Source organism: Pectobacterium araliae, assembly GCF_037076465.1.
GTDB classification, from domain to species: Bacteria; Pseudomonadota; Gammaproteobacteria; order Enterobacterales; family Enterobacteriaceae; genus Pectobacterium; species Pectobacterium araliae.
On record NZ_AP028908.1, the window covers coordinates 410,771 to 435,441 of the forward strand.

Genomic DNA, 24,671 nt, shown 5'->3' on the forward strand with positions numbered 1-24,671 from the left:
ATGGCTAAGCAACCAGGATTAGATTTTCAGAGTGCTAAAGGCGGAGTTGGTGAACTGAAGCGCAGACTTTTGTTTGTTATCGGTGCGCTAATTGTTTTCCGTATTGGCTCTTTTATCCCGATCCCTGGTATTGATGCCACTGTGCTTGCCAAATTGCTTGAACAGCAGCGAGGCACCATCATTGAAATGTTTAACATGTTCTCTGGTGGTGCTCTCAGCCGTGCTTCTATCTTTGCTCTGGGTATTATGCCGTATATTTCGGCATCAATTATTATCCAGTTGCTGACGGTGGTTCATCCCGCCTTGGCTGAAATAAAGAAAGAAGGGGAAGCTGGCCGTCGTAAGATTAGCCAGTATACTCGCTACGGTACCTTGGTGTTGGCTATATTCCAATCTATCGGTATTGCTACCGGTTTGCCGAATATGCCTGGAATGCAAGATTTGGTGATAAATCCAGGTTTTGCTTTCTACTTTACCGCTGTTGTAAGTCTGGTTACTGGGACAATGTTCCTGATGTGGCTGGGAGAACAGATTACGGAACGTGGTATCGGTAACGGTATCTCGATCATAATCTTTGCTGGTATTGTTGCGGGCCTCCCGCCGGCCATTGGCCATACCATCGAGCAAGCTCGGCAAGGCGACCTGCACTTCCTCCTGTTGCTGTTGGTTGCAGTTTTAGTGTTTGCAGTAACCTTCTTCGTTGTTTTCATTGAGCGTGGTCAACGTCGGATCGTCGTTAATTATGCAAAACGTCAACAAGGTCGTCGTGTTTATGCAGCACAGAGTACGCATTTACCACTGAAAGTGAATATGGCTGGTGTTATTCCAGCGATCTTCGCTTCTAGTATTATTCTGTTCCCTGCCACGATTGCATCCTGGTTTGGGGGCGGTACCGGTTGGAACTGGCTGACAACTATTTCGCTGTATTTGCAGCCCGGACAACCGCTTTATGTGTTACTCTATGCGTCTGCAATCATCTTCTTCTGTTTCTTCTACACTGCGTTGGTTTTCAACCCGCGTGAAACAGCAGATAACCTGAAGAAGTCCGGTGCATTCGTGCCAGGAATTCGTCCGGGAGAGCAAACGGCGAAATATATCGATAAAGTAATGACTCGTCTGACTCTGATTGGTGCGATGTATATTACTTTTATCTGCCTGATCCCGGAGTTTATGCGTGACGCAATGAAAGTACCTTTCTATTTCGGTGGTACATCTTTATTGATCGTTGTTGTCGTCATCATGGACTTTATGGCTCAAGTGCAAACTCTGATGATGTCGAGTCAATATGAGTCTGCATTGAAGAAAGCAAACCTGAAAGGCTATAACCGTTAATTAGGTGAGCTTGAGAAGTTACGGAGAGTAAAAATGAAAGTTCGTGCTTCCGTCAAGAAATTATGTCGTAACTGTAAGATTGTTAAGCGTAACGGTGTCGTTCGTGTGATCTGCAGTGCCGAACCGAAGCATAAACAGCGTCAAGGCTGATTATCTCGCATATTTTTCTTGCAAAGTTGGATTGAGCTGGCTAGATTAGCCAGCCAATCTTTTGTATGTAGCTGCAACATTATTTGAGTATCCTGAAAACGGGCTTTTCAGAATGGTGTTGCTGTATAAAATTGTAGGAGTGCATAGTGGCCCGTATAGCAGGCATTAACATTCCTGATCATAAACATACCGTAATTGCGTTAACGTCAATTTTCGGTATCGGTAAAACTCGGTCGCAGGCTATTTGTGCTGCCACAGGGATTGCCGAGAATGTTAAGATCAGTGAGCTGTCTGAAGAGCAAATCGATAAGCTGCGTGACGAAGTTGCCAAGTTTGTTGTAGAAGGTGATCTGCGTCGTGAAGTTACCCTGAGCATCAAGCGTCTTATGGACCTTGGTACTTATCGTGGTTTGCGTCATCGTCGTGGTCTGCCGGTTCGCGGTCAGCGTACCAAGACTAACGCCCGTACCCGTAAGGGTCCGCGCAAACCGATCAAGAAATAATCGGGGTGATTGAATAATGGCAAAGGCACCTATTCGTGCACGTAAGCGTGTAAGAAAGCAAGTCTCTGACGGTGTGGCTCATATCCATGCTTCTTTCAACAACACCATCGTAACCATTACTGATCGTCAGGGTAATGCGCTGGGTTGGGCAACTGCCGGTGGTTCCGGCTTCCGTGGTTCTCGTAAATCTACGCCGTTCGCTGCTCAGGTCGCTGCAGAACGTTGCGCAGAGGCCGTGAAAGAGTACGGTATTAAGAACCTGGAAGTTATGGTTAAAGGACCTGGTCCGGGCCGTGAGTCTACTATCCGCGCATTGAACGCGGCTGGTTTCCGCATCACTAATATTACTGATGTGACTCCGATCCCTCATAACGGTTGTCGTCCGCCGAAAAAGCGCCGCGTATAACGCCGCTTTTAGGATTGTTGGAGAAAGAAAATGGCAAGATATTTGGGTCCTAAGCTCAAGCTGAGCCGTCGTGAAGGCACCGACCTGTTCCTGAAGTCTGGTGTTCGTGCGATCGATTCCAAGTGTAAAATTGAACAAGCTCCTGGCCAGCACGGTGCGCGTAAACCGCGTCTGTCTGACTATGGTGTACAGTTGCGTGAAAAGCAAAAAGTTCGCCGTATCTACGGTGTTCTGGAGCGTCAGTTCCGTAACTATTATAAAGAAGCCGCACGTCTGAAAGGCAACACAGGTGCAAACCTGCTGCAACTGCTGGAAGGTCGTCTGGATAACGTTGTTTATCGTATGGGTTTTGGTGCCACTCGTGCTGAAGCACGTCAGATGGTAAGCCACAAAGCTATCATGGTAAACGGTCGCGTTGTTAGCATCGCTTCTTATCAGGTATCCCCGAATGACGTAGTCAGCATCCGTGAGAAAGCGAAAAAGCAATCTCGCGTGAAAGCCGCTCTGGAGCTGGCTGAACAGCGTGAAAAGCCAACTTGGCTGGAAGTTGATGCTGCCAAGATGGAAGGTGTGTTCAAACGTATTCCTGAACGTACCGATCTGTCTGCGGACATTAATGAACACCTGATCGTCGAGCTTTACTCCAAGTAAAGCTTAGTACCAAAGAGAGGACACAATGCAGGGTTCTGTGACAGAGTTTCTAAAACCGCGCCTGGTTGATATCGAGCAAGTGAGTTCGACGCACGCCAAGGTGACCCTTGAGCCATTAGAGCGAGGCTTCGGCCATACTCTTGGCAACGCACTGCGCCGTATTCTGCTTTCATCCATGCCAGGTTGCGCGGTGACCGAGGTTGAGATTGATGGTGTACTGCATGAGTACAGCACCAAAGAAGGCGTACAGGAAGATATCCTGGAAATCCTGCTCAACCTGAAAGGGCTGGCGGTGAGAGTTCAAGGCAAAGATGAAGTTATTCTTACCCTGAATAAATCTGGCATTGGCCCTGTGACTGCAGCCGACATCATCCATGATGGTGATGTTGAAATCGTCAAGCCGCAGCACTTAATTTGCCACCTGACCGATGAAAACGCATCTATTAGTATGCGTATCAAAGTTCAACGTGGTCGTGGTTATGTGCCGGCATCTGCCCGTATTCATACGGAAGAAGATGAGCGCCCGATTGGTCGTCTGTTAGTTGATGCTTGCTACAGCCCTGTAGAGCGTATTGCCTACAATGTTGAAGCAGCTCGTGTAGAACAGCGTACTGACTTGGACAAGCTAGTCATCGAAATGGAAACCAATGGCACGATCGATCCTGAAGAGGCGATCCGCCGTGCGGCCACCATTCTGGCTGAACAACTTGAAGCTTTTGTTGACTTACGTGATGTTCGTCAGCCAGAAGTTAAAGAAGAGAAACCAGAATTCGATCCGATCCTGCTGCGCCCTGTTGACGATCTGGAATTGACTGTCCGCTCTGCTAACTGCCTTAAGGCAGAAGCTATCCACTACATCGGTGATCTGGTACAGCGTACCGAGGTTGAGCTGCTCAAAACGCCTAACTTGGGTAAAAAATCTCTTACTGAGATTAAAGACGTACTGGCTTCCCGTGGTTTGTCTCTGGGCATGCGCCTAGAAAACTGGCCACCTGCAAGCATTGCTGATGAGTAACCAGATCACAGGTTAAGGTTTTACTGAGAAGGATAAGGTCATGCGCCATCGTAAGAGTGGTCGTCAACTGAACCGTAACAGCAGCCATCGTCAGGCTATGTTCCGTAACATGGCTAGTTCTTTGGTTCGTCATGAAATCATCAAGACGACCCTGCCGAAAGCGAAAGAGCTGCGTCGCGTTGTTGAACCGCTGATTACTCTTGCCAAGACCGACAGCGTTGCTAATCGTCGTCTGGCATTCGCCCGTACTCGTGATAACGAGATCGTGGCAAAACTGTTTAATGAACTGGGCCCGCGTTTCGCGAGCCGTGCCGGTGGTTACACTCGTATTCTGAAGTGTGGCTTCCGTGCTGGTGACAACGCGCCGATGGCATACATCGAGCTCGTTGATCGTTCAGTTTCGCAAGCAGAAGAAGTGGCTACTGCAGAGTAATCTGTAAGAGCGTAGAAAAACCGGGGAAACCCGGTTTTTTTATATCTAAAATAAATCATGCTTTCATATAAATACACATGGTAAGTAATTACTTGTGTCTAAGTGAGCTGAAAAATATATCCCGCCTGTTCCTATCTATCCATTTCGACTATATACTCTGCACGTTTTATTGATGTACATATCAACTCGGCTTTCTTAGGAGCAATGATGACCACATGCCGTCATAAACGCGGGAAAATACAGGACAATGCCATTGGGGCATTACTACATGACCCGCTGTTTCGCCAACGAATTGAAGTGAATGAAAAAGGGAAAGGAAGTTATCGTAGAAAAAATAAGCATATGAAGAAAGGTAGTTGGGAGGCCAGTGGTAAGCAATCAAATGATTATTTACCTCTGGCCTTTCTGCTTTTTGCGTAATGAAATCAAGAGTTAATTAGAAACTCAATTTTTACTGTTTAGGTTGTTGTTCTTTCAGCAAGTCGCGAATTTCAGCCAACAGCTTCTCTTCAGCACTCGGTTTCGGCGGGGCTGCAGGCGTATCGTCCTGCTTGCGGCGCATTTTATTCATAAGCTTGATAGCTATAAAAATTGCAAAAGCGACGATGACAAAGTCGAAGATATTTTGAATGAAAGCGCCATAGTTCATGACAACGGCAGGAATTTCGCCTTGCGCATCACGAAGAATGAGGCTGAATTGTTTAAAATCGACACCACCAATCAAAAGCCCTAGCGGCGGCATAATAATATCCGAAACCAGAGAAGAGACTATTTTACCGAAAGCGGCGCCAATAATGACACCGACTGCTAAATCGACAACGTTGCCACGCATGGCAAACTCTCTGAATTCTTTGATGATACTCATATCCGTTCTCCTTGCTAAAAATATAAATTAATTCTAATCAATAGCCGCATCTTTGCCAGATTATCGGTTAATAATAAATCTGCTCTCGTATTACAAAAAGAAAGGGCTTGGTTGAAATAGGCGTTCAACATCAGGTACAAATTTCTTGTCAGCCAAGAACATGATGACATGATCACCTTGTTCAATTTTGCTATTTGTATTGGCAATGATGACGTGATCACCGCGAACAATGGCACCAATAGTAGTACCCGGTGGGAGTTTAATATCTTCGATCATTCTGCCGACCACTTTCGATGTACCCTCGTCACCATGTGCGATGGCTTCAATCGCTTCGGCGACTCCTCGGCGCAAAGAAGATACGCTAACAATATCTGCTTTGCGGACGTGGCTGAGTAGTGCAGAGATTGTCGCCTGCTGTGGGGAAATGGCGACGTCAATAACGCTGCCTTGAACCAAATCGACATAAGCGCGACGCTGGATGAGCACCATCACTTTTTTCGCACCCATACGCTTAGCCAGCATCGCTGACATAATATTTGCTTCGTCATCATTGGTAATGGCGATGAATACATCTATCTGCTCAATGTGTTCTTCGGCGAGTAACTCTTGATCTGAGGCATCGCCATGAAATACGACCGTATTTTGCAGAAGCTCCGCTAACTCTGCCGCACGTTCTGCATTTCGTTCTATCAACTTGATGCTGTAGTCTTTTTCTAGTCGCTGTGCTAACCCTGCGCCGACGTTACCCCCTCCAACGATCATAATCCTTTTATATGGTTTCTCAAGACGCTGTAACTCACTCATGACTGCACGAATGTGTTGAGAAGCTGCGACAAAAAATACTTCATCTCCGGCTTCGATGATAGTGGAACCTTGAGGGCGAATCGGGCGATCGTGGCGGAAAATCGCTGCAACGCGGGTCTCTACATGAGGAATATGTTCGCGGAGTGAAGTTAGGGCATTGCCGACCAGTGGGCCGCCATAGTAGGCATTGACAGCGGCAAGACTCACTTTTCCTTCAGCGAAATTGACAACCTGAAGTGCTCCGGGATATTCGATCAGCTTGTAAATGTTATCGATCACCAACTGTTCTGGGGAGATCAAGTGATCAATGGGAACCGCTTCTGGTAAAAACAGCTGTTCTGATTCACGGATATATTCAGCGGCACGAATACGTGCAATCCGGTTTGGGGTTTTGAAAAGGGAATAGGCAATCTGGCAGGCAACCATATTCGTTTCATCTGAATTGGTCACGGCGACCAGCATATCGGCATCTTCTGCCCCCGCTTCACGCAGCACGCGTGGGTGAGATGCGTATCCTGTAACGACACGCAGATCAAACTTATCCTGAAGCTGGCGTAATCGATTTGCATCAGTATCAACGACAGTGATGTCATTATTTTCACCCGCTAGATTTTCCGCCAGTGTTCCGCCGACCTGACCCGCGCCAAGAATGATAATTTTCATAATACGCCATGCCGTTTATTGATTGCTGTTTGTTGCAGACAATACTGGGTTCAATATCAGTTTTTTACCAGCTTCGCATAAAAGAAACCATCACCACCATCGGCATGGGGAAGCATCTGTATACCCGGCATTTCTCTTGTACCTGTATCAACCAGTTTTGCATCGTCATGGCGAGCTAGGAAATCCGTAACTTGTTGAGCATTTTCTTGCGGTAGGATGGAGCAGGTAGCATAGACCAGTGTGCCGCCGGTTTTGAGATGTGGCCAGATAGCATCAATGATCTCTTTTTGTAGTACAACCAGCTCTTCAATATCTCTGTCTCGGCGCAACCACTTAATATCAGGATGACGGCGAATCACGCCAGTGGCTGAGCATGGCGCATCCAACAGAATGCGATCAAACATACGCCCTTCGCACCATGCATCGGGGTAACGTCCATCGCCTTGTTTTACTTCGGCATGCATTTGTAACCGCAGTAAATTTTCTTTTACCCGGCCTAAACGTGTCTCATCAACATCGACAGCGAGTACATGAGATTTTGGTGCAGCCTCTAAAATATGTGTTGTTTTCCCGCCGGGTGCGGCGCAGAGATCGAGGATCTGCTCGCCATCTTGTGGATCGAGCCAATAGACGCAGCCTTGAGCCGAAGCATCCTGTATCGTTGCCCAGCCTTGTGAAAAACCCGGTAAGAGATCGACGGCACAGGGAGAAGTAAGTCGTATCGCATCGGCGTATTCAGGATGAGGAAACGCTTCGATTCCCTCTTGTGTTAGCAAGTCTAAATACGCTTCTCGTGTATGGTGTAACCGATTCACGCGCAGCCACATTGGAGGGCGTTGATTATTCGCATCAACAACGCTTTGCCAGTGATTTGGATAGGCATGTTCAATACGGGCCAGCAGCCAACTTGGGTGCAGGTAGTGAGACGGGAGTGTTGACTCGCGCTGAATGAGTTCTTCTTGCTGACGTTGGAATTGGCGTAATACGCCATTAATCAACCCCTTGAGCTGTGGTCTCTTTAATGCGACGGCACCTTCAACCGTTTCTGCCAGGGCTGCATGTGGTGGGATGCGGGTGTAGTGTAATTGGTAGATCCCAACCATGATAAGGTAATGCAATGTGCGTTGTTTACCCGTCAGGGGCTTAGCCATCAGTTGTTGAATACACCATTCCAACTGCGGTAAAACGCGTAATACGCCGAAGCAAAGCTCTTGTAAAAGTGCACGATCTTTATCGGAGACTTCACGTTGATGAACCGGTAATAAGGCACTGAGTGATTGCCCCTGATCCAGAACTTGTCCCACCACTTTTGCGGCAATACTGCGTAGATTGTATGAGCTTTTCATGTGTTAACGATGACGTATACGTAAAAGAGAGAGGATATACCGGCATGACGCCGGTATGAAAAATAGATTAGTCCAGCAGATTACCGGGAACGAACCACTCACGACGTGAGTTCAGCAGATCCTGCGCACTCATCACTTTTTTACCCGCAGGCTGCAATTCTTGGATATTCAAGATACCTGCGGCTGTTGCCACCTGAATACCCTGCTTATCTGCCTGTATGATTGTGCCAGGCTGCGAGGCATGTGCTTTGGTGATGACCTCAGCTTTCCAGACTTTCACTGGCTGTTCATCTACGATGAAATAGCTGATTGGCCAAGGATTAAAAGCACGAATACAACGTTCAAGCTGCTCAGCAGATAACTGCCAATTTAGACGAGCTTCTTCTTTGCTGAGCTTTTCTGCATAGGTGGCAAGGGCATCATTTTGTGCTTCAGAAACAGCGCTGCCATCAGCAAGCTGTTCCAGCGTTTCCAGTAAGCCACGTGGGCCAAGCTCCGCAAGTTTATCGTACAACGTTGCGCTGGTATCTTGTGGCAGGATGGGGCATGAAATTTTGTGAAGCATGGCGCCAGTATCGAGCCCAACGTCCATTTGCATGATCGTCACGCCGGTTTCACTATCCCCAGCCCATAATGCGCGTTGGATTGGCGCAGCTCCGCGCCATAGAGGTAACAGAGAACCATGTACATTAATGCAACCGAGGCGAGGCATGGATAACACAGGCTGTGGCAGAATTAATCCATAGGCGACAACGACCATAACATCGGCATCTAACGCCTGAACCATCGCCTGGTTTTCTTCCGGACGCAGGGATTTCGGCTGGAAAACGGGGATGCTATGTTGCTCTGCCAGTACTTTTACTGGACTAGGAGTGAGCTTGTTGCCTCTGCCTGCTGGGCGGTCAGGTTGAGTGAAAATGCCCACGACCTCGTGCCCTGATGATAAAAGCGCGTCAAGGTGACGCGCTGCAAAGTCAGGGGTTCCGGCAAAGATGATGCGTAAAGAATCAGACACGGTGCTTCCTGTCAGGGTGAAAATTATTGGGCTCGGCTATTCTGTTTAGCCAGCTTTTCCAGTTTTTGACGAATGCGCTGGCGTTTAAGCGGGGAAAGGTAATCGATAAACAATTTCCCAACCAAGTGATCCATTTCATGCTGAATGCAAATGGCAAGTAGCTCGCTTGCTTCAAGTTCGAACACATTACCTTCACGATCCAATGCTCGCACTTTTACATGTTCTGCTCGAGGAACCAGTGCACGTGTTTCGGGGATCGACAAGCAACCCTCTTCGATACCCGTATCACCGCTCTTTTCAATCAGTTCTGGATTGATCAGCACTAACCGTTGGTCTCGTTCTTCAGAGACGTCAATCACAATAATACGCTGGTGAATATCCACTTGCGTTGCGGCCAGTCCAATACCTTCTTCTTCGTACATGGTATCGAACATATCATCCACGATACGTTGAATATCTGCATTGACTTCTTTTACGGGTTGCGCAGTGATGCGCAGCCGCTCGTCTGGGAAATGTAATACCTGCAAAACTGACATATATGTTTAGATCTGTATCTGAATAGTGAAAGAGTCTTAGCGTACATTCTAGACATTTCCGGCCTCGATTGACAGCATCAGCACCGAATTGCACCACTTATCTGAACATAGCGGAATAAGGGACGCTGATGCTATCAACGGAAATTTGGCTACGTATGACGGGCGTACGGCAGCTGGGAATCAGACGTAGTCGGGCGATTGCCAAAAAGCTTATTGATCTAAATGATTTAGATAACAATATGTTGAGCGAATTAGGCTTATCTCATGCTCAAATATCCCAATTCTGGGCCTATGATCTCAAGATTCTGGCGGAGACTCTTAACTGGCTGTCTTATCCCAATCACCATATTGTGACGTGCGAAGATGCACTTTATCCCTTTCTGCTGAGCAATATTCGTGATTTTCCGCTGTTGCTTTTTGTTTCTGGTTCTCCTGAATTATTGGCATCGCCACAAATATCGATCGTTGGTAGTCGAGGTAATAGCGCTTACGGCGAGCGCTGGGGATGTTTTTTTGCACAGGAATTTGCTGCAAATGAACTGACGGTGACCAGTGGGCTAGCGATTGGCATTGACGGCATCGCTCATCGGGCTGCCTTAGATGCAGGAGGGAAAACGATAGCAGTGCTGGGGAGTGGGCTAGAGAATATTTATCCCAAGCGTCATGCCAAGCTTGCTGAGCGTATTTGTGGAGATGGCGGTACATTGGTCTCTGAGTTTCCCCTCGCTATGCCGCCTTTCCCAACCAACTTTCCCAGAAGAAATCGTATTATCAGTGGGCTAGGGTTGGGTGTCCTGGTCATTGAAGCGTCTATCCGCAGTGGGTCGTTGGTTACAGCGCGTTATGCTTTGGAACAAGGACGGGAAGTTTTTGCTCTGCCGGGGCCTATCGGTAACCCTATGACTGAGGGGACACACTGGCTGATCCAGCAAGGGGCCAGTCTGGTTACACATCCGAAGGATATTCTTGAGCAGTTGGTGAGTGAATTACAGTGGCTACCGATGCAAAGCGGGCAAACTATTTCTAACGAAGAAGAGGATGGCGAATTGCCATTTGCCGACGTGTTGGCTAACGTAGGAGATGAGGTTACACCTGTTGACGTTGTCGCTGAACGTGCCGGCCAACCTGTGCCAGAGATAGTCACTAAGCTATTAGAGCTGGAGTTAGCAGGGTGGATCGCAGCAGTACCCGGCGGCTATGTCCGATTAAGGAGGGCGGGCCATGTTCGACGTACTCATGTACTTGTTTGAGAGTTACATCCACAATGAAACTGAAATGCGTGTCGATCAGGATACGTTAACTGATGACCTCACCCGCGCTGGATTCCATCGTAACGATATCTATAGCGCGTTGAGTTGGCTGGAAAAATTGGCCGATATTCAGGAAGGACAAACTGCGCCGCTTTATTTGGCGAGCGATGCTCTGGCTATGCGGATCTATACGCAGGATGAGGCGCTGCGTCTGGATGCGGACTGTCGTGGCTTTTTACTGTTCCTTGAGCAAATTCAGGTTCTGAATCTTGAAACGCGCGAGATGATCATCGAACGTGTGATGGCGCTGGAAACGCAGGAATTTGATCTGGAAGATCTGAAGTGGGTCATTCTCATGGTACTTTTCAATGTTCCCGGTTGTGAGAATGCCTATCAGCAAATGGAAGAATTACTTTTTGAGGTCAATGACGGTTATGTGCAATAGCCAGAGGAATAACGGTTCGAATGGCTAAACCTGAATTGTTTACTGAAAAAAAACAGGAAATATGTCCAGACTGTGGGTCAGTGCTGGTTATCCGTTCTGGTCGGCGCGGCCCATTCCTTGGCTGTTCTACATATCCGGAATGTGGGTTCATTCGCCCGCTTAAAGCGCAAGCTGATGGACATATTGTCAAAGTGTTGGATGGACAGCAATGCCCGCTTTGTCAGTCTACATTGGTGCTACGGCAAGGCCGTTATGGGATGTTCATCGGCTGCGGCAATTATCCTGAGTGCAATCATACCGAGACTATCGATCGCCCTGATGAAACGGCGATTCGATGTCCACAGTGTAATGAAGGCACGCTGCTACAGCGCAAATCTCGCTACGGTAAGGTGTTTCATTCTTGCGATCGCTATCCCGATTGCCAGTTTACGTTAAACCATAAGCCAATAGCGGGTGAATGTCCTTCTTGCCATTACGCTTTATTGTTTGAGAAAAAAACGGCACAAGGCATTAAGCTATTTTGCGCCAGTAAATTATGTGGAAAACCGATAGCGGCAGAAGTTGATAAGAATGAGTGATGTATCTGATGAGCTAATGATTCCCGTTTTGCGGGAATTATACAATGAGCAGGTTATTGCGTACCCGACTGAAGCGGTATTTGGGTTGGGATGCGATCCTGATAGTGAAGTGGCGGTTAATCGCCTGCTGGCGTTAAAACAACGCCCCTGGCAAAAAGGGTTGATCCTGATTGCAGCCGATTTTAGCCAACTGTCTCCTTATATTGATGACAGTGCGTTATCCGATGAGCAGAAGGCTGTGATGTTTTCCACATGGCCAGGCCCGGTTACTTGGGTATTGCCAGCAAAACGCACGACTCCGCAGTGGTTAACAGGGCAATTTTTTTCGCTTGCGGTGCGGGTGAGTGACCATCTGCTAGTAAAGGAACTGTGCCAGCGTTACGGTAAACCGTTGGTGTCGACCAGTGCTAATTTAAGTGGCCAACTTCCCTGCCGTACTGCTCAGGAAGTATTGCAGCAGTTTGGCGACGGTTTTCCTGTGCTTTTTGGGGACGTCGGCGGAAGAATGAATCCATCAGAAATCAGAGATGTATTAACCGGCGAGCTCATTCGTCAGGGGTAACGGCAAGTTGGAGGGGAACGTGTCTGAAGTAACGTCTTTTGCAGTTTTTGGCAATCCGATTGCGCATAGTAAATCACCTCGTATACATGAGCTATTTGCTGCACAGACGGGGATAACGTTGACGTACCAACGTGTGTTAGCGCCTTTGGATCATTTTGAGCCGCTGCTGCATCAGTATTTTCGCGATGGTGCTGGTGGTGTAAATGTCACTGCGCCCTTTAAAGAGCGGGCCTTTGCCGAAGCCGATGAGTGTAGCGAGTGTGCTGCGCTTGCTGGGGCGGTCAATACATTGAAGAGATTGAGTGACGGTCGCCTGTTTGGTGATAATACCGATGGCATCGGTTTGCTCAGCGATCTACAACGATTGGCGCTGGTGAAACCTCTGGATCGTGTTTTGCTGGTTGGTGCAGGTGGTGCGGCGCGGGGTGTTATCCAACCCCTGCTGGCCTATGGTTGTACCGTGGTGCTGGCGAATAGGACCTTTTCCAAGGCCGATGTCTTAGCTAAGATCTTCCGTGATATTGGTGATATTCAAGCTGTTGCTCTCGGCGATTTACATGGTCAGTTTTTCGATCTGGTCATTAACGCAACCTCTTCTGGTATGTACGCTAGTATTCCTGACTTACCGCCAGAACTCATTTCTCCAAAAACGTGTTGCTATGACATGTTTTACCTGCCGCAACTGACACCCTTTTTGTCATGGTGCGTACAGCATGGTGCTACCCATTACGCAGATGGTTTGGGAATGCTGGTGGGACAAGCGGCACATGCGTTCAAACTTTGGCATGGTGTGATGCCGGACGTGGAGCCAGTGATTGATTTACTGAAGCAGGATCTCGCTAAATGAATCAAGCGATCCAGTTCCCCGATCGTGAAAGTTGGGATGAGAAGATAATGGCGGTCCGTTTCCCTGTTTTAGTGAATGGCTTTCAGCAGGAATGTCTGATACGTGCTGAACGTCTTCAGCACCGTTACGGAGGAAATAGCCCTGAACAGTGGCTGGCGCTGTTCAGGGAACATCGATGGGATCTTGAAGATGAATTGGAAAAAATGATTGTTGCTGAAGAATGGGATGATGAGGGTTATTACTCATTATCCTGAGTAAGGTATTCATCTTTCCAACGAACATAGTTATTTGCCGAGTAAACCAGCCCCTCTATTTCTTCTTGTGTCAGTGGCCGAATTTTCTTAACTGGGCTGCCAAGATATAGATGTCCTTTCTCTAGACGTTTTCCAGGAGGGACCAAGCTACCCGCACCGATCATGACATCATCCTCAATAATGGCACCATCCAGAAGTATTGACCCCATTCCGACCAAAACCCTATTTCCTATTTGGCAACCGTGCAGCATTGCTTTATGGCCTACAGTAACGTCTTCGCCAATAATAAGTGGATTACCTTCTGGTTTTTTCTCTGAGCAGTGGGTGATATGAAGCACTGCTCCGTCCTGAATATTACTCCTTGCACCAATCGTGATGTAGTTAACATCACCGCGTATGGCGACAAGGGGCCAGATACCGACGTCATCGCCTAGTGTTACCTTGCCAATCACCACGCTGGAATGATCGACCATGACTCTTTCGCCTAAAACGGGAGAAATACCCTTATAACGACGGAATATTTTTGCACTCATCGACAACCTCGTAGTTATTTGCCACATGCTGATTATTCGCATTAACAGACAAAATATCGACAGATATGCCGCGGCGGCAACTGAAAAATGACGCGGATCGTGTAAGATCTCATCGAAAGGGTCGAAAAACGCGCGAATAGAAAAAAAGATCAAGAAAGTTGTTGTGCAACGAAAACAGATCCCTATAATGCGCCTCCATCGACACGGCGCTGTGAACACACAACAGGGTCGATAAAGAAAGAGAAAACGCTTTAAAATAAACGTTGACTCTGAAGGTGGAAAGCGTAACATACGCCACCTCGCGAAGCGGTTAAGGCTGCAACGCACTGCTCTTTAACAATATAATCAGACAATCTGTGTGGGCACTCACAAGACCGTATCTTAACGATATAAAAAGTCTTGAAGAGTGAACAACAGTAAATTCATTACGAATAAACAGTTTTAATTCTTTGAGCATCGCTGACGAGTTCAGCAAATCAAACAAATCTTAAATTGAAGAGTTTGATCATGGCTCAGATTGAACGCTGGCGGCAGGCCTAACACATGCAAGTCGAGCGGTAGCACAGAGGAGCTTGCTCCTCGGGTGACGAGCGGCGGACGGGTGAGTAATGTCTGGGAAACTGCCTGATGGAGGGGGATAACTACTGGAAACGGTAGCTAATACCGCATAACGTCTTCGGACCAAAGAGGGGGACCTTCGGGCCTCTTGCCATCGGATGTGCCCAGATGGGATTAGCTGGTAGGTGAGGTAATGGCTCACCTAGGCGACGATCCCTAGCTGGTCTGAGAGGATGACCAGCCACACTGGAACTGAGACACGGTCCAGACTCCTACGGGAGGCAGCAGTGGGGAATATTGCACAATGGGCGCAAGCCTGATGCAGCCATGCCGCGTGTGTGAAGAAGGCCTTCGGGTTGTAAAGCACTTTCAGCGAGGAGGAAGGCGGTAAGGTTAATAACCTTATCGATTGACGTTACTCGCAGAAGAAGCACCGGCTAACTCCGTGCCAGCAGCCGCGGTAATACGGAGGGTGCAAGCGTTAATCGGAATGACTGGGCGTAAAGCGCACGCAGGCGGTCTGTTAAGTTGGATGTGAAATCCCCGGGCTTAACCTGGGAACTGCATTCAAAACTGACAGGCTAGAGTCTTGTAGAGGGGGGTAGAATTCCAGGTGTAGCGGTGAAATGCGTAGAGATCTGGAGGAATACCGGTGGCGAAGGCGGCCCCCTGGACAAAGACTGACGCTCAGGTGCGAAAGCGTGGGGAGCAAACAGGATTAGATACCCTGGTAGTCCACGCTGTAAACGATGTCGATTTGGAGGTTGTGCCCTTGAGGTGTGGCTTCCGGAGCTAACGCGTTAAATCGACCGCCTGGGGAGTACGGCCGCAAGGTTAAAACTCAAATGAATTGACGGGGGCCCGCACAAGCGGTGGAGCATGTGGTTTAATTCGATGCAACGCGAAGAACCTTACCTACTCTTGACATCCACAGAACTTAGCAGAGATGCTTTGGTGCCTTAGGGAACTGTGAGACAGGTGCTGCATGGCTGTCGTCAGCTCGTGTTGTGAAATGTTGGGTTAAGTCCCGCAACGAGCGCAACCCTTATCCTTTGTTGCCAGCGATTCGGTCGGGAACTCAAAGGAGACTGCCGGTGATAAACCGGAGGAAGGTGGGGATGACGTCAAGTCATCATGGCCCTTACGAGTAGGGCTACACACGTGCTACAATGGCGTATACAAAGAGAAGCGACCTCGCGAGAGCAAGCGGACCTCATAAAGTACGTCGTAGTCCGGATTGGAGTCTGCAACTCGACTCCATGAAGTCGGAATCGCTAGTAATCGTAGATCAGAATGCTACGGTGAATACGTTCCCGGGCCTTGTACACACCGCCCGTCACACCATGGGAGTGGGTTGCAAAAGAAGTAGGTAGCTTAACCTTCGGGAGGGCGCTTACCACTTTGTGATTCATGACTGGGGTGAAGTCGTAACAAGGTAACCGTAGGGGAACCTGCGGTTGGATCACCTCCTTACCAAGAAGATGTGTGTTAAGTGAAGTGCTCACACAGATTGTCTGATGAAAATAACGAGCAGAAATACCTTAATAGGCTTGTAGCTCAGGTGGTTAGAGCGCACCCCTGATAAGGGTGAGGTCGGTGGTTCAAGTCCACTCAGGCCTACCAACTCTTCCATGAGTGGTATCTAAGGTAACTGTAAGTAGAGATGGGGTTATAGCTCAGCTGGGAGAGCGCCTGCCTTGCACGCAGGAGGTCTGCGGTTCGATCCCGCATAGCTCCACCATTAAAAAGACTTCAGAGCGTATTGGAAACAGTATGCTGCGAAGTATTTTGCTCTTTAACAATCTGGAACAAGCTGAAAATTGAAACATGACAGCTGAATGAACATTGATACCTGCGGGTGTCAATGGTGAATCAGTCTGTCAATGAGTCTCTCAAATAATCGCAGCGCGATACGTGACTTTGATTACTCAAAGACACCTTCGGGTTGTGAGGTTAAGCGACTAAGCGTACACGGTGGATGCCTAGGCAGTCAGAGGCGATGAAGGGCGTGCTAATCTGCGATAAGCGTCGGTAAGCTGATATGAAGCGTAATACCCGACGATACCCGAATGGGGAAACCCAGTGTGTTTCGACACACTATCATTAACTGAATACATAGGTTAATGAGGCGAACCGGGGGAACTGAAACATCTCAGTACCCCGAGGAAAAGAAATCAACCGAGATTCCCCCAGTAGCGGCGAGCGAACGGGGAGGAGCCCAGAACCAGAATCAGTTTGTGTGTTAGTGGAAGCGTCTGGAAAGTCGCACAGTAAAGGGTGATAGTCCCGTACACAAAAATGCACAAGTTGTGAGTTCGATGAGTAGGGCGGGACACGTGACATCCTGTCTGAATATGGGGGGACCATCCTCCAAGGCTAAATACTCCTGACTGACCGATAGTGAACCAGTACCGTGAGGGAAAGGCGAAAAGAACCCCGGCGAGGGGAGTGAAATAGAACCTGAAACCGTGTACGTACAAGCAGTGGGAGCCTACTCGTTAGGTGACTGCGTACCTTTTGTATAATGGGTCAGCGACTTATATTCTGTAGCAAGGTTAACCGAATAGGGGAGCCGCAGGGAAACCGAGTCTTAACTGGGCGTTAAGTTGCAGGGTATAGACCCGAAACCCGGTGATCTAGCCATGGGCAGGTTGAAGGTTGGGTAACACTAACTGGAGGACCGAACCGACTAATGTTGAAAAATTAGCGGATGACTTGTGGCTGGGGGTGAAAGGCCAATCAAACCGGGAGATAGCTGGTTCTCCCCGAAAGCTATTTAGGTAGCGCCTCGTGAACTCATCTTCGGGGGTAGAGCACTGTTTCGGCTAGGGGGTCATCCCGACTTACCAACCCGATGCAAACTACGAATACCGAAGAATGTTATCACGGGAGACACACGGCGGGTGCTAACGTTCGTCGTGAAGAGGGAAACAACCCAGACCGCCAGCTAAGGTCCCAAAGTCATGGTTAAGTGGGAAACGATGTGGGAAGGCACAGACAGCCAGGATGTTGGCTTAGAAGCAGCCATCATTTAAAGAAAGCGTAATAGCTCACTGGTCGAGTCGGCCTGCGCGGAAGATGTAACGGGGCTAAACCATGCACCGAAGCTGCGGCAGCGACACTTAGGTGTTGTTGGGTAGGGGAGCGTTCTGTAAGCCGTCGAAGGTGACCTGTGAGGGTTGCTGGAGGTATCAGAAGTGCGAATGCTGACATAAGTAACGATAATGCGGGTGAAAAACCCGCACGCCGGAAGACCAAGGGTTCCTGTCCAACGTTAATCGGGGCAGGGTGAGTCGACCCCTAAGGCGAGGCTGAAAAGCGTAGTCGATGGGAAACAGGTTAATATTCCTGTACTGGGTGTTACTGCGAAGGGGGGACGGAGAAAGCTAGGTTATCCGGGCGACGGTTGTCCCGGTTTAAGCGTGAAGGTGGGTGACTTAGGTAAATCCGGGTCATCGTTAACACTGAGGCGTGATGACGAGTCACTACGGTGATGAAGTAACCAATGCTACGCTTCCAGGAAAAGCCTCTAAGCTCCAGGTAACATCAAATCGTACCCCAAACCGACACAGGTGGTCAGGTAGAGAATACTCAGGCGCTTGAGAGAACTCGGGTGAAGGAACTAGGCAAAATGGTGCCGTAACTTCGGGAGAAGGCACGCTGGCGCGTAGGTGAAGTCCCTTGCGGATGGAGCTGAAGCCAGTCGCAGATACCAGCTGGCTGCAACTGTTTAATAAAAACACAGCACTGTGCAAACACGAAAGTGGACGTATACGGTGTGACGCCTGCCCGGTGCCGGAAGGTTAATTGATGGGGTCAGCCGCAAGGCGAAGCTCTTGATCGAAGCCCCGGTAAACGGCGGCCGTAACTATAACGGTCCTAAGGTAGCGAAATTCCTTGTCGGGTAAGTTCCGACCTGCACGAATGGCGTAATGATGGCCAGGCTGTCTCCACCCGAGACTCAGTGAAATTGAACTCGCTGTGAAGATGCAGTGTACCCGCGGCAAGACGGAAAGACCCCGTGAACCTTTACTATAGCTTGACACTGAACCTTGAGCCTTGATGTGTAGGATAGGTGGGAGGCTTTGAAGTGTGGACGCCAGTCTGCATGGAGCCAACCTTGAAATACCACCCTTTAATGTTTGATGTTCTAACGTGGGCCCCTAATCGGGGTTGCGGACAGTGTCTGGTGGGTAGTTTGACTGGGGCGGTCTCCTCCCAAAGCGTAACGGAGGAGCACGAAGGTTAGCTAATCCTGGTCGGACATCAGGAGGTTAGTGCAAAGGCATAAGCTAGCTTGACTGCGAGAGTGACAGCTCGAGCAGGTGCGAAAGCAGGTCTTAGTGATCCGGTGGTTCTGAATGGAAGGGCCATCGCTCAACGGATAAAAGGTACTCCGGGGATAACAGGCTGATACCGCCCAAGAGTTCATATCGACGGCGGTGTTTGGCACCTCGATGTCGGCTCATCACATCCTGGGGCTGAAGTAGGTCCCAAGGGTATGGCTGTTCGCCATTTAAAGTGGTACGCGAGCTGGGTTTAGAACGTCGTGAGACAGTTCGGTCCCTATCTGCCGTGGGCGTTGGAAGATTGAGAGGGGTTGCTCCTAGTACGAGAGGACCGGAGTGAACGCACCACTGGTGTACGGGTTGTGATGCCAATTGCATTGCCCGGTAGCTAAGTGCGGAAGAGATAACCGCTGAAAGCATCTAAGCGGGAAACTTGCCTCGAGATGAGTCTTCCCTGGGCACTCGATGCCCCTGAAGGGCCGTTGAAGACGACGACGTAGATAGGCTGGGTGTGTAAGCGTAGCGATACGTTGAGCTAACCAGTACTAATGACCCGAGAGGCTTAACCTTACAACACCGAAGGTGTTTTGAGTGATGATGACTCATAGAGACATGTTTTGATATTTAGCTTGTTTTAGTATTGGTTCTGATGGTTGTGCGAGAGCGAGAGCGAAGCATAACGGTTGGAATGAAACAGAATTTGCCTGGCGGCGATAGCGCGGTGGTCCCACCTGACCCCATGCCGAACTCAGCAGTGAAACGCCGTAGCGCCGATGGTAGTGTGGGGTCTCCCCATGTGAGAGTAGGGAACTGCCAGGCATCAAACACGTGGAAAGCCCCTGTCGAAAGACAGGGGCTTTTTGCTATGCGTTGCGTTGAGATATGGGCGATTCGTACCCAATATATTTGCTCACTATTTATACATAGAGATCGACTAGGAATAAGAAATATAGGGAAATAAATGACAATCTTATATATACAGATCCGTAAGAACAAAATGGTTGTGCGTAATCCTGAAACACACCAAGAATTAGGTGATTCCAGTCAGGTTTTCAGTAATGCTCGTCTATTAGTTGCTGATTTTTTTCGTGCAGAGAAGGTGCTTAAAGATTTAGCTCGAAAATTAATAAAACGTAGTTGGTTTAAATTTGGTCAGGATGTACTGGTCATTCATGCTCTTGAAATGAATGAAGGTGGACTGTCTCAGGTTGAGCAACGTATTCTTCAGGAAATAACCGTTTCCACTTCACCAAAAGCTCGGCTCGTTGTGATCGAAAACGTTCGCGTATTAGCCGATGCTGAAGTTATTGAACAAGCAAAGAAAAATAGATAAAACGTATAACGTTTTTTTAGGCACAGTGAAACATTTTCACCTTATGCGTTGAGCGCTCGACATTAGTACGAAAACTCGCTATCTTCGGGCATCTGGATGTCTAAACGTTTAAACGTATGCTTTGAGGATATAAGGTTATGCCAATTCGGGTTCCTGATGAGTTACCAGCCGTTAATTTTCTGCGCAATGAGAACGTATTTGTGATGACGTCCTCTCGAGCTAAAACGCAGGAAATCCGTCCACTTAAAGTGCTGGTTCTGAACCTGATGCCTAAAAAAATCGAGACTGAAAACCAGTTTCTACGCTTGTTATCCAATTCTCCCCTACAGATCGATATCCAACTGTTGCGTATCGATAGCCGAGAATCAAAGAATACGCCAACTGAGCATTTGAATAACTTCTACTGCAACTTTGACGATATTCAGGACGAAAATTTTGATGGTTTGATTGTGACTGGTGCACCGCTAGGGCTCGTCGATTTCTGCGATGTTGTGTATTGGCCGCAGATTGCACGTGTTATCGAGTGGGCAAAAGAGCATGTCACATCCACATTATTCGTGTGCTGGGCTGTACAGGCTGCTCTGAATATCCTCTATGGCATCCCGAAGATGACCCGGAAGGAAAAGCTATCTGGTGTTTACTTGCATCAAACATTACAACCCCACGCTTTGCTGACCCGCGGCTTTGACGAAACGTTCCTGGCTCCACATTCGCGTTATGCAGATTTTCCGGCTGATGTGATTCGGCAGCATACGGATTTGGATATTCTGGTTGAGTCGGAGCAGGCCGGTGCTTACTTGTTTGCCAGTAAAGATAAACGCCTGGCGTTTGTTACCGGGCACCCGGAATATGACGTTCTGACGCTGGCAGGAGAGTTTTTCCGTGATAGCGATGCTGGATTAGATCCAGCGGTTCCGGTTAACTATTTTCCGGATGATAATCCCGAATTGGCACCGAAAGCGAGTTGGCGCAGCCACGGACATCTGCTTTTTGTTAACTGGCTGAATTACTATGTTTACCAGATTACACCTTACGATTTACGCCGGATGAACCCTACGCTGGACTAACTCCCATCTTGATCTTTTTCTCTGAGGCACCGTTAAAGGTGCCTCTCTTTTTTGTCCTAAATTATTTCATTTCTATTAGTTCGTGAAAGCTATTTCTTTTCTTTTTTAATCTTAATATTCATTTTTATCATGTGGTTAAACTTGATTTTCAATAAAAATGGAAATTGTTTTTGATTTTGTTTTTTATTGTATTACGCTTAATTCTGTCGGCTAAGAAATGTACATACTGGTTTGCCGATCTGGCGGTTGTTGATAAATGAAGCGGAATCTGAAAAGGAACCACGAATGATGCAGCAGACGATAAACAGAGAATTGGCGTTTAGTCAGCGTTTTGGCGAAGGTGAGAAGCACATTCTTACGGAAGAGGCGATTGATTTATTAACGGAGCTGGTCGCACATTTTACGCCAGCACGTAATCAGTTACTTGCTGAACGGCAGGTGCAGCAGCGCAATATCGATCGGGGTAAGTTACCTGATTTTATTTCAGAAACGGTTTCCATTCGTGAAAAGGCATGGACAATACGCGGCATTCCCGATGACCTTCAGGATCGTCGCGTTGAAATTACGGGGCCGGTTGAACGCAAGATGGTGATCAACGCATTGAATGCCAACGTGAAAGTTTTCATGGCGGACTTTGAGGATTCGTTGTCACCGAGTTGGGAAAAAGTGATCGACGGGCAAATCAACTTGCGTGATGCCGTACGCGGTACGATTTCCTACATCAATGAAACTGGAAAAATCTACCAACTGAAACCCAATCCTGCCGTATTGATTTGTCGTGTGCGTGGGCTGCATTTGCCCGAGAAACACGTGTCCTGGCAGGGGGAAGCGATTCCCGGCAGCCTGTTTGACTTCGCGCTGTATTTTTTCCACAACTATCAGGAATTGCTGAAGAAAGGTAGCAGCCCTTATTTCTATCTGCCAAAAACGCAGTCATGGCAGGAAGCGGCCTGGTGGAACGATGTCTTCTGCTACACGGAAGATCGTTTTGACCTTCCGCGTGGGACGATCAAAGCGACAGTGTTGATTGAAACACTGCCCGCCGTTTTCCAGATGGACGAAATCCTCTACCACTTACGCGATCATATTGTTGGGCTGAACTGTGGTCGTTGGGATTATATTTTCAGTTATATCAAAACATTAAAGAACCACAGCGATCGCGTTCTGCCCGATCGCCAGTCGGTGACGATGGAAAAACCCTTCCTCAGCGCTTATTCGCGGCTGTTGATCAAAACCTGTCACCGTCGTGGTGCGTTCGCCATGGGCGGGATGGCTGCGTTCATTCCGAGTAAGGATGCGGAACGCAATAACTGGGTATTGAATAAGGTTCGTAAGGACAAAGAGCTGGAAGCAAGTAACGGCCACGATGGCACTTGGGTAGCCCATCCGGGGCTGGCTGATGCGGTGATGGGGGTGTTCGATCGGGCATTAGGTGAACGCCAGAATCAGCTCGATATCCGTCGTGAACACGATGCGCCCATTCACGCCGAAGAGTTGCTGGAGCCTTGTCCGGGAGAGCGTACGGAAGTGGGGATGCGTGCGAATATCCGCGTTGCCGTGCAGTACATCGAATCGTGGATATCTGGTAATGGCTGCGTTCCGATTTATGGGTTGATGGAAGATGCAGCGACGGCGGAAATTTCTCGCACGTCAATCTGGCAGTGGATTCGCCACGGTAAGACGTTGAGTGATGGTCGTGTGATCACCAAAGCGCTGTTTCGTCAGATGCTGGCCGAAGAGATGTTCGTGATTCAAGAGGAACTCGGTGATGCCCGTTTCAGCGGAGGGCGCTTTGATGAAGCGGCTCAGTTGATGGAAAAAATTACCACGCAAGATGAGCTAATCGATTTCCTGACCCTACCCGGCTACGCATTGCTCGATTAATCCTAACTGATAATAAAAAGGAACCTCTGCTATGACGACTTCCCGTACCCAACAAGTCCAGCATATCGAAAAAGAGTGGAAAACCGCCCGCTGGGAAGGTATTACGCGCCCCTACAGCGCAGAAGATGTGATTAACCTACGGGGTTCGGTGAACCCGGAATGCACGCTCGCGCAGCTCGGCGCGGCAAAGCTATGGAACCTACTGCATGGTGACGCCCGCAAAGGCTATGTTAATTGTCTGGGCGCGCTGACGGGAGGACAGGCTTTACAGCAGGCGAAAGCGGGTATCGAAGCGATTTATCTTTCCGGCTGGCAGGTGGCGGCGGATGCCAACCTGGCGTCCAGCATGTATCCCGATCAGTCGCTCTACCCAGCAAACTCCGTACCTGCGGTGATTGAACGCATCAACAACACCTTTCGGCGTGCCGATCAGATTCAGTGGGCGAACCGCATTGAGCCGGGTGATAAGCGTTATACCGATTACTTTCTGCCGATTGTTGCGGATGCGGAGGCGGGATTCGGTGGCGTGCTTAACGCGTTTGAGTTGATGAAGTCGATGATTGAAGCGGGTGCGGCGGCGGTTCACTTTGAAGATCAACTGGCATCGGCGAAGAAATGTGGCCACATGGGCGGCAAAGTGCTGGTGCCGACTCAGGAAGCGGTTCAGAAGCTGGTTGCAGCGCGTCTGGCGGCGGATGTTTTGGGTGTACCCACCTTAGTGGTTGCGCGAACCGATGCGGATGCCGCGGATCTACTGACCTCCGATTGTGATGAGTATGATCGTGATTTCATTACCGGAGAACGCACGGTAGAAGGCTTCTATCGTACCCGTGCGGGGATTGAGCAGGCGATCAGCCGTGGTCTGGCGTATGCGCCTTATGCCGATCTGGTGTGGTGCGAAACCTCAACGCCAGATTTATCGCTGGCGCGTCGTTTTGCCGAGGCCATCCATGCGAAGTTCCCCGGTAAGCTGCTGGCATACAACTGTTCGCCTTCCTTTAACTGGAAGAAGAACCTTGATGACAGCACGATTGCACGCTTTCAGGATGAGCTGTCGGCGATGGGCTACAAGTATCAATTCATTACGCTGGCCGGCATCCACAGTATGTGGTTCAACATGTTTGATCTGGCGCATGCCTATGCGCAGGGCGAGGGGATGAGGCACTACGTAGAAAAAGTGCAGCAGCCTGAATTTGAAGCGATTAAAGATGGTTACACCTTCTCATCGCATCAGCAGGAGGTGGGGACTGGCTATTTTGATAAGGTGACGAACATCATTCAGGGAGGCGAGTCTTCAGTGACGGCGCTGACAGGATCGACGGAAGAACAACAGTTCTGATCCTACCCGGTCA

General features: G+C 48.8%; 24 protein-coding genes, 2 tRNA genes and 3 rRNA genes. 23 read left to right on the plus strand and 6 right to left on the minus strand.

The window, feature by feature from the left end; genetic code table 11:
* The 8 genes from secY to AACH44_RS01915 all read left to right on the plus strand — a co-directional run bounded on the left by secY (position 1) and on the right by AACH44_RS01915 (position 4,910).
* On the plus strand, positions 1 to 1,332 hold the full coding sequence (gene secY, locus AACH44_RS01880) for a preprotein translocase subunit SecY (protein ID WP_005970255.1): 1,332 nt from the start codon (positions 1 to 3) through the stop codon (positions 1,330 to 1,332).
* Positions 1,333 to 1,365: 33 nt separating this feature from the next.
* On the plus strand, positions 1,366 to 1,482 hold the full coding sequence (gene rpmJ, locus AACH44_RS01885) for a 50S ribosomal protein L36 (protein ID WP_002227352.1): 117 nt from the start codon (positions 1,366 to 1,368) through the stop codon (positions 1,480 to 1,482).
* A 146-nt stretch (positions 1,483 to 1,628) separates the two neighbouring features.
* Positions 1,629 to 1,985 (plus strand): 30S ribosomal protein S13, encoded by a 357-nt coding sequence (gene rpsM, locus AACH44_RS01890; RefSeq protein ID WP_005970252.1) that lies wholly within the window; start codon positions 1,629 to 1,631, stop codon positions 1,983 to 1,985.
* A 16-nt stretch (positions 1,986 to 2,001) separates the two neighbouring features.
* The gene (gene rpsK / locus AACH44_RS01895; protein ID WP_002919257.1) at positions 2,002 to 2,391 is read left to right on the plus strand and encodes a 30S ribosomal protein S11; all 390 of its coding nucleotides are present in this window, start codon (positions 2,002 to 2,004) and stop codon (positions 2,389 to 2,391) included.
* Positions 2,392 to 2,421: 30 nt separating this feature from the next.
* On the plus strand, positions 2,422 to 3,042 hold the full coding sequence (gene rpsD / locus AACH44_RS01900) for a 30S ribosomal protein S4 (protein WP_010286047.1): 621 nt from the start codon (positions 2,422 to 2,424) through the stop codon (positions 3,040 to 3,042).
* A 25-nt stretch (positions 3,043 to 3,067) separates the two neighbouring features.
* The gene (locus AACH44_RS01905; protein ID WP_005970247.1) at positions 3,068 to 4,057 is read left to right on the plus strand and encodes a DNA-directed RNA polymerase subunit alpha; all 990 of its coding nucleotides are present in this window, start codon (positions 3,068 to 3,070) and stop codon (positions 4,055 to 4,057) included.
* A gap of 40 nt (positions 4,058 to 4,097) precedes the next feature.
* Positions 4,098 to 4,490 (plus strand): 50S ribosomal protein L17, encoded by a 393-nt coding sequence (gene rplQ / locus AACH44_RS01910; RefSeq protein WP_261846676.1) that lies wholly within the window; start codon positions 4,098 to 4,100, stop codon positions 4,488 to 4,490.
* 207 nt (positions 4,491 to 4,697) lie between these two features.
* Complete coding sequence (locus AACH44_RS01915; RefSeq protein WP_261846876.1) at positions 4,698 to 4,910, plus strand: alternative ribosome-rescue factor A; 213 nt, start codon at positions 4,698 to 4,700, stop codon at positions 4,908 to 4,910.
* Between the two features lie 31 nt (positions 4,911 to 4,941).
* On the opposite strand, the gene mscL is transcribed toward AACH44_RS01915, so the two are convergent.
* From mscL to def, 5 genes are all read right to left on the minus strand, one after another.
* Positions 4,942 to 5,355, minus strand: coding sequence for a large-conductance mechanosensitive channel protein MscL (gene mscL, locus AACH44_RS01920; protein ID WP_261846675.1), 414 nt, complete (start codon positions 5,353 to 5,355; stop codon positions 4,942 to 4,944).
* 90 nt (positions 5,356 to 5,445) lie between these two features.
* A complete protein-coding gene (gene trkA / locus AACH44_RS01925) occupies positions 5,446 to 6,822 on the minus strand; it encodes a Trk system potassium transporter TrkA (RefSeq protein WP_261846674.1) in 1,377 nt (458 codons plus the stop codon).
* A gap of 56 nt (positions 6,823 to 6,878) precedes the next feature.
* A complete protein-coding gene (rsmB, locus tag AACH44_RS01930; RefSeq protein WP_261846673.1) occupies positions 6,879 to 8,168 on the minus strand; it encodes a 16S rRNA (cytosine(967)-C(5))-methyltransferase RsmB in 1,290 nt (429 codons plus the stop codon).
* A gap of 67 nt (positions 8,169 to 8,235) precedes the next feature.
* Positions 8,236 to 9,183 (minus strand): methionyl-tRNA formyltransferase, encoded by a 948-nt coding sequence (fmt, locus tag AACH44_RS01935; protein ID WP_261846672.1) that lies wholly within the window; start codon positions 9,181 to 9,183, stop codon positions 8,236 to 8,238.
* Positions 9,184 to 9,206: 23 nt separating this feature from the next.
* Positions 9,207 to 9,719, minus strand: coding sequence for a peptide deformylase (gene def, locus AACH44_RS01940; RefSeq protein WP_107168834.1), 513 nt, complete (start codon positions 9,717 to 9,719; stop codon positions 9,207 to 9,209).
* 128 nt (positions 9,720 to 9,847) lie between these two features.
* Here def and dprA point away from each other — a divergent pair, with 128 nt between their 5' ends.
* From dprA to AACH44_RS01970, 6 genes are read left to right on the plus strand one after another with little or no spacing between them, the layout of a single operon-like run.
* Positions 9,848 to 10,969: a DNA-protecting protein DprA gene (dprA, locus tag AACH44_RS01945; protein WP_261846671.1), complete on the plus strand. Its 1,122-nt coding sequence runs from the start codon at positions 9,848 to 9,850 to the stop codon at positions 10,967 to 10,969.
* A complete protein-coding gene (locus tag AACH44_RS01950; RefSeq protein WP_137742153.1) occupies positions 10,941 to 11,414 on the plus strand; it encodes a DUF494 family protein in 474 nt (157 codons plus the stop codon). Before dprA ends, AACH44_RS01950 begins: the two co-directional genes overlap by 29 nt.
* Before the next feature lie 20 nt (positions 11,415 to 11,434).
* Positions 11,435 to 11,992 carry a DNA topoisomerase family protein gene (locus tag AACH44_RS01955; protein WP_261846670.1) on the plus strand — a complete coding sequence of 186 codons (558 nt, stop codon included), beginning with the start codon at positions 11,435 to 11,437 and terminating at the stop codon, positions 11,990 to 11,992.
* Positions 11,985 to 12,554 (plus strand): L-threonylcarbamoyladenylate synthase type 1 TsaC, encoded by a 570-nt coding sequence (tsaC, locus tag AACH44_RS01960; protein ID WP_261846669.1) that lies wholly within the window; start codon positions 11,985 to 11,987, stop codon positions 12,552 to 12,554. The genes AACH44_RS01955 and tsaC overlap by 8 nt, the downstream gene beginning before the upstream one ends.
* 19 nt (positions 12,555 to 12,573) lie before the next feature.
* Positions 12,574 to 13,401, plus strand: a complete 828-nt coding sequence (gene aroE, locus AACH44_RS01965) for a shikimate dehydrogenase (protein WP_261846668.1) — start codon at positions 12,574 to 12,576, stop codon at positions 13,399 to 13,401.
* Positions 13,398 to 13,655 (plus strand): DUF1488 domain-containing protein, encoded by a 258-nt coding sequence (locus AACH44_RS01970; protein ID WP_261846667.1) that lies wholly within the window; start codon positions 13,398 to 13,400, stop codon positions 13,653 to 13,655. Before aroE ends, AACH44_RS01970 begins: the two co-directional genes overlap by 4 nt.
* Here AACH44_RS01970 and AACH44_RS01975 read toward each other — a convergent pair.
* Positions 13,640 to 14,188, minus strand: coding sequence for a gamma carbonic anhydrase family protein (locus AACH44_RS01975; RefSeq protein ID WP_261846666.1), 549 nt, complete (start codon positions 14,186 to 14,188; stop codon positions 13,640 to 13,642). The genes AACH44_RS01970 and AACH44_RS01975 overlap by 16 nt on opposite strands.
* Positions 14,189 to 14,677: 489 nt before the next feature.
* On the opposite strand from AACH44_RS01975, the gene AACH44_RS01980 reads away from it, so the two are divergent.
* From AACH44_RS01980 to aceA, 9 genes are all read left to right on the plus strand, one after another.
* Positions 14,678 to 16,219: ribosomal RNA gene (locus AACH44_RS01980) — 16S ribosomal RNA — on the plus strand.
* A gap of 73 nt (positions 16,220 to 16,292) precedes the next feature.
* Positions 16,293 to 16,369 (plus strand) — tRNA-Ile (locus tag AACH44_RS01985).
* 42 nt (positions 16,370 to 16,411) lie between these two features.
* Positions 16,412 to 16,487: transfer RNA gene (locus tag AACH44_RS01990), tRNA-Ala, on the plus strand.
* Positions 16,488 to 16,697: 210 nt separating this feature from the next.
* Positions 16,698 to 19,605, plus strand: a 23S ribosomal RNA gene (locus AACH44_RS01995).
* Between the two features lie 133 nt (positions 19,606 to 19,738).
* Positions 19,739 to 19,854: ribosomal RNA gene (rrf, locus tag AACH44_RS02000) — 5S ribosomal RNA — on the plus strand.
* The 16S, 23S and 5S rRNA genes sit together here with 2 tRNA genes alongside, the layout of an rRNA operon.
* A 142-nt stretch (positions 19,855 to 19,996) precedes the next feature.
* Positions 19,997 to 20,368 carry a YjaA family stress response protein gene (locus AACH44_RS02005; protein WP_261849440.1) on the plus strand — a complete coding sequence of 124 codons (372 nt, stop codon included), beginning with the start codon at positions 19,997 to 19,999 and terminating at the stop codon, positions 20,366 to 20,368.
* Between the two features lie 137 nt (positions 20,369 to 20,505).
* Positions 20,506 to 21,435 carry a homoserine O-acetyltransferase MetA gene (metA, locus tag AACH44_RS02010; protein ID WP_261849439.1) on the plus strand — a complete coding sequence of 310 codons (930 nt, stop codon included), beginning with the start codon at positions 20,506 to 20,508 and terminating at the stop codon, positions 21,433 to 21,435.
* Positions 21,436 to 21,720: 285 nt separating this feature from the next.
* Positions 21,721 to 23,319: a malate synthase A gene (gene aceB, locus AACH44_RS02015; protein ID WP_261849438.1), complete on the plus strand. Its 1,599-nt coding sequence runs from the start codon at positions 21,721 to 21,723 to the stop codon at positions 23,317 to 23,319.
* A gap of 31 nt (positions 23,320 to 23,350) precedes the next feature.
* Positions 23,351 to 24,658 (plus strand): isocitrate lyase, encoded by a 1,308-nt coding sequence (gene aceA / locus AACH44_RS02020; protein WP_261849437.1) that lies wholly within the window; start codon positions 23,351 to 23,353, stop codon positions 24,656 to 24,658.
* The last annotated feature ends 13 nt before the right edge of the window (positions 24,659 to 24,671 follow it).